This is a genomic window from Kitasatospora sp. NPDC001539, from assembly GCF_040298565.1.
Lineage (GTDB): Bacteria > Actinomycetota > Actinomycetes > Streptomycetales > Streptomycetaceae > Kitasatospora.
Genome location: NZ_JBEPAK010000392.1, coordinates 1 through 4,110 on the forward strand (window position 1 = coordinate 1; position 4,110 = coordinate 4,110).

Consider the following 4,110-nt stretch of genomic DNA (forward strand, 5'->3'; position numbering starts at 1 on the left):
TGCCGCTCGGTGTCGGCGGCGTGCTGGTGGGGGAGGGTCGGGCGGCGCCACTCGCCGGTCGCGCTCGGTGCGGCGCCCCCGGCCGAGGCGCAGCGCCGGGTGGTCGGCGGCAGCACGGTGAGTACGGCGGACCACCCGTGGATCGTGGCGCTGTCCAGTCGCCAGCAGTTCGGCGGCGGACGTTCCGGTCAGTTCTGCGGGGGAGCGCTGGTCACTCCGACCAAGGTGGTCACGGCGGCGCACTGCTTCTACGGCGAGGCCAAGGGGCGGGTGGACCGGCCGGGGCTCAAGGTGATCGTCGGCCGGGACGACCTGCGGGGCTCGGCCGGCCGCGAGGTGTCGGTCCAATCGGTCTGGATCCACCCCGACTACAACTTCGCGGCGAACATGAACGACGTCGCGGTGCTCACCCTGTCCGGATCCCAGGGCTCGCGGCCGGTGGTGGAACTGGTCGGCCAGGGCGAGACCGAGCCGTACGCGCCCGGGACCAGGGCGCAGGTGTACGGCTGGGGCGACACCACGGGGCGGGGCGACTACTCGCCGGTGCTGCGCGGGGTGGACGTGCCGGTGATCGCGGACCAGACCTGCGCCCACGCCTACCCGGGAGGTCAGGACGGCAGGTTCGACGCCCGGGGCATGGTCTGCGCGGGCGAGGAGAAGGGTGGCAAGGACGCCTGCCAGGGCGACAGCGGCGGTCCGCTGATCGTGGGCGGCAGGCTGGTGGGCCTGGTCTCCTGGGGGACGGGCTGCGCCGAAGCGGCCCACCCCGGCGTGTACACCCGGGTGTCCTCGGTGGCGGATGCCGTGCGTTCGGTGCTGTGAAAAACGCGGCCGTGAGCGTCGCCGCGAACACAGCGATGGGCGTCGCTGCAGGCGTCGCCGCCCGTGATGGTGCGGTGACGGTCTGACGCGGTGTCGTCTCTTTGCCGCGCCGCTTTCCCGGCGCTACGGGCGCGGCGGCCCGCGCTGCGGAGCGGCCCGGGGGAAGCGCCCCGAGAACAGCTGAGCCGGGCGGCCCGCCCCCGAAGGGGCCGACCGCCCGGCTCACCGGTCACGCGCGGTGCGTGGCCGGACACAGCTCGGGACGTTGGCTGCTGGTTGTGGCGCCTGGGATCAGCGCTCGTCCTCAGCGGCCGTCGCGGTGGTGCTGCTGAGACGGCCGCTCTCGTCCTGTATCTCCACGGCGATCTTCTTGAGCTCGGGCTCGAACTTCCGGCCGTGGTGGGCGCAGAAGAGCAGCTCTCCGCCGCTGGCGAGTACGACGCGCAGGTAGGCCTGGGCGCCGCAGCGGTCGCAGCGGTCAGCCGCGGTGAGCGGGCTCGCAGGGGTCAGAACAGTAGTCACGTCGCCTCTTCTCTAGCTCGACGAGCTGTCGTACCAGGGTCAACATCCAACCAGGCCGAAAACGTTCCCGCTCGTGGCTTTTCTTCTCTGAGGATTCTGCTGTGTTGATGAGGACGTGCCCCGGGCGCCGGTGGTTCATGCGTGTCGAATCCCGGGATCCGCCCCTCGCTCGAACGCCCGATCGGGATCGGGTGCGAGGTCCGCGTAGCATAATCCTCTGCCGGGTTGGAGCATAAGCCCCGTCCCGGGCCCCGGTAGCCTGCATAACGGCAGTTCCGGAGCCTGCGCCGGACCCCACGAACCGCCAGGACCGGTGGTACCGGGAGGAAATGGCGCTCCCGGGGCCTCGACCCGGGCGGGGCCCTTGTTCGCGCAGCGCGTACAAGCTGCGCGGGACCGGTCCGTCGTGCTGTGCACCTCGCGCAGCGGTGCGGGCACATGGAGCCACGGCTGTCGGTGCGGCGTGCTGCACTGGCGGTCGGGTCCGGATCCGTCCGCGATGTGACCCATGAGACAGAACTTCACCGAGGAGAGTGCCGCGTGAGTGCCGAAACGACCGTGCCGTCCGCGCTGCTGGCCGGCGACGACGGTTCCAACTACACCGCGCGGCACCTGCTCGTCCTGGAGGGCCTGGAGGCCGTCCGCAAGCGCCCCGGCATGTACATCGGCTCGACCGACAGCCGCGGCCTGATGCACTGCCTCTGGGAGATCATCGACAACTCCGTCGACGAGGCGCTGGGCGGCTACTGCGACCGCATCGAGGTCGTGCTCCACCCCGACTCCTCGGTGGAGGTCCGCGACAACGGCCGCGGCATCCCGGTCGACGTCGAGCCCAAGACCGGGCTGTCCGGCGTCGAGGTCGTGATGACCAAGCTGCACGCGGGCGGCAAGTTCGGCGGCGGCTCGTACGCGGCCTCCGGCGGTCTGCACGGCGTCGGCGCCTCGGTCGTCAACGCGCTCTCCGCGCGCCTGGACGTCGAGGTCGACCGCAACGGCCACACCCACGCGATCAGCTTCCGTCGCGGCACCCCCGGCATCTTCACCGAGGCCAGCCCGGACGCCCCCTTCGAGCCCGCCAACGGCCTCACCAGGACCCGCAAGGTGCCCAAGACCCGCACCGGCACCCGGATCCGCTACTGGGCCGACCGGCAGATCTTCCTCAAGGACGCCAAGCTCTCCCTGGAGAACCTGCACAACCGCGCCCGGCAGACCGCCTTTCTGGTCCCCGGCCTGACCATCGTCGTGCGTGACGAGCGGCTCACCGAGAGCGAGCAGGTCGAGGAGTCGGTCTTCCACTACGACGGCGGCATCGCCGAGTTCTGCGAGTTCCTGGCTCCCGACAAGCCGGTCTCCGACGTGCTGCGGCTGCGCGGCGAGGGCACCTTCAAGGAGACCGTGCCCGTCCTGGACGAGCTCGGCCACATGACCCCCACCGAGGTCACCCGCCACCTCGGCGTGGACATCGCGCTGCGCTGGGGCACCGGTTACGACACCACCCTGCGCTCCTTCGTCAACATCATCGCCACCCCCAAGGGCGGCACCCACGTCACCGGCTTCGAGCGCTCGCTCGCCAAGACCGTCAACGAGGTGCTGCGCGCCGCCAAGCTGCTGCGCGTCGCCGAGGACGACATCACCAAGGACGACGCCACCGAGGGCCTCACCGCGGTGGTCACCGTCCGGCTCGCCGAGCCGCAGTTCGAGGGGCAGACCAAGGAGGTGCTCGGCACCTCGGCGGCCAACCGGATCGTCGCCGCCGTCGTCGCCAAGGAGCTCAAGGCCTTCCTCACCTCGACGAAGAAGGACCAGAAGCAGCAGGCCCGGGCCGTGCTGGAGAAGGTCGTGGCCGCCGCCCGCACCCGGGTCGCCGCCCGCCAGCACAAGGAGGCCCAGCGCCGCAAGACCGCGCTGGAGACCAGCTCGCTGCCGGCCAAGCTGGCTGACTGCCGCAGCGACGACGTCGACCGCAGCGAACTGTTCATCGTCGAGGGCGACTCGGCGCTCGGCACCGCCAAGCTCGCCCGCAACTCCGAGTTCCAGGCGCTGCTGCCGATCCGGGGTAAGATCCTCAACGTGCAGAAGGCCTCGGTGAGCGACATGCTCAAGAACGCCGAGTGCGCGGCGATCATCCAGGTCATAGGAGCGGGCTCGGGCCGCACCTTCGACATCGACCAGGCCCGCTACGGCCGGGTCATCTTCATGGCCGACGCCGATGTCGACGGCTCGCACATCCGCACCCTGCTGCTGACCCTCTTCCACCGCTACATGCGGCCGATGGTCGAGCAGGGGCGGGTCTTCGCCGCCGTGCCGCCGCTGCACCGGATCGAGCTCACCAACCCCAAGCGCGGCCAGGAGAAGTACCACTACACCTACTCCGACTCCGAACTCCGCTCCACCCTCCTGGAGTTCCAGCGCAAGGGGATGCGCTGGAAGGAGCCGGTGCAGCGCTACAAGGGCCTCGGCGAGATGGACGCCGACCAGCTGGCCGAGACCACCATGGACCCGCGCCACCGCACGCTGCGCCGGATCAACCTGGGCGACCTGGAGCAGGCCGAGAAGATCTTCGACCTGCTGATGGGCAACGACGTCGCCCCGCGCAAGGAGTTCATCGTGGACTCGGCGGCGACCCTGGATCGCTCGCGCATCGACGCCTGACCACGGCCGGTCCCCGGGGGGGGGGGGGCGCCCCCGCGGGCGGGCGGCGCCGGCGCGGAGGGGCACACGACAGCAAACAAAAAAAAACGACAAGAACACAAAAGCAGTATTCGG

General features: G+C 70.6%; 3 protein-coding genes. 2 read left to right on the plus strand and 1 reads right to left on the minus strand.

The window, feature by feature from the left end; translation table 11 throughout:
• Nucleotides 1-822 (plus strand): S1 family peptidase (locus tag ABT247_RS32255; RefSeq protein ID WP_502892541.1); only part of this gene is annotated, 822 nt, incomplete at its 5' end.
• Between the two features lie 291 nt (nt 823-1,113).
• On the opposite strand, the gene ABT247_RS32260 is transcribed toward ABT247_RS32255, so the two are convergent.
• A complete protein-coding gene (locus ABT247_RS32260; protein ID WP_350749893.1) occupies nt 1,114-1,344 on the minus strand; it encodes a DUF7455 domain-containing protein in 231 nt (76 codons plus the stop codon).
• 540 nt (nt 1,345-1,884) lie between these two features.
• Between ABT247_RS32260 and ABT247_RS32265 the strand changes: the two genes are divergently transcribed.
• On the plus strand, nt 1,885-3,996 hold the full coding sequence (locus ABT247_RS32265; protein ID WP_350749896.1) for a DNA gyrase/topoisomerase IV subunit B: 2,112 nt from the start codon (nt 1,885-1,887) through the stop codon (nt 3,994-3,996).
• Nucleotides 3,997-4,110: the final 114 nt, after the last annotated feature.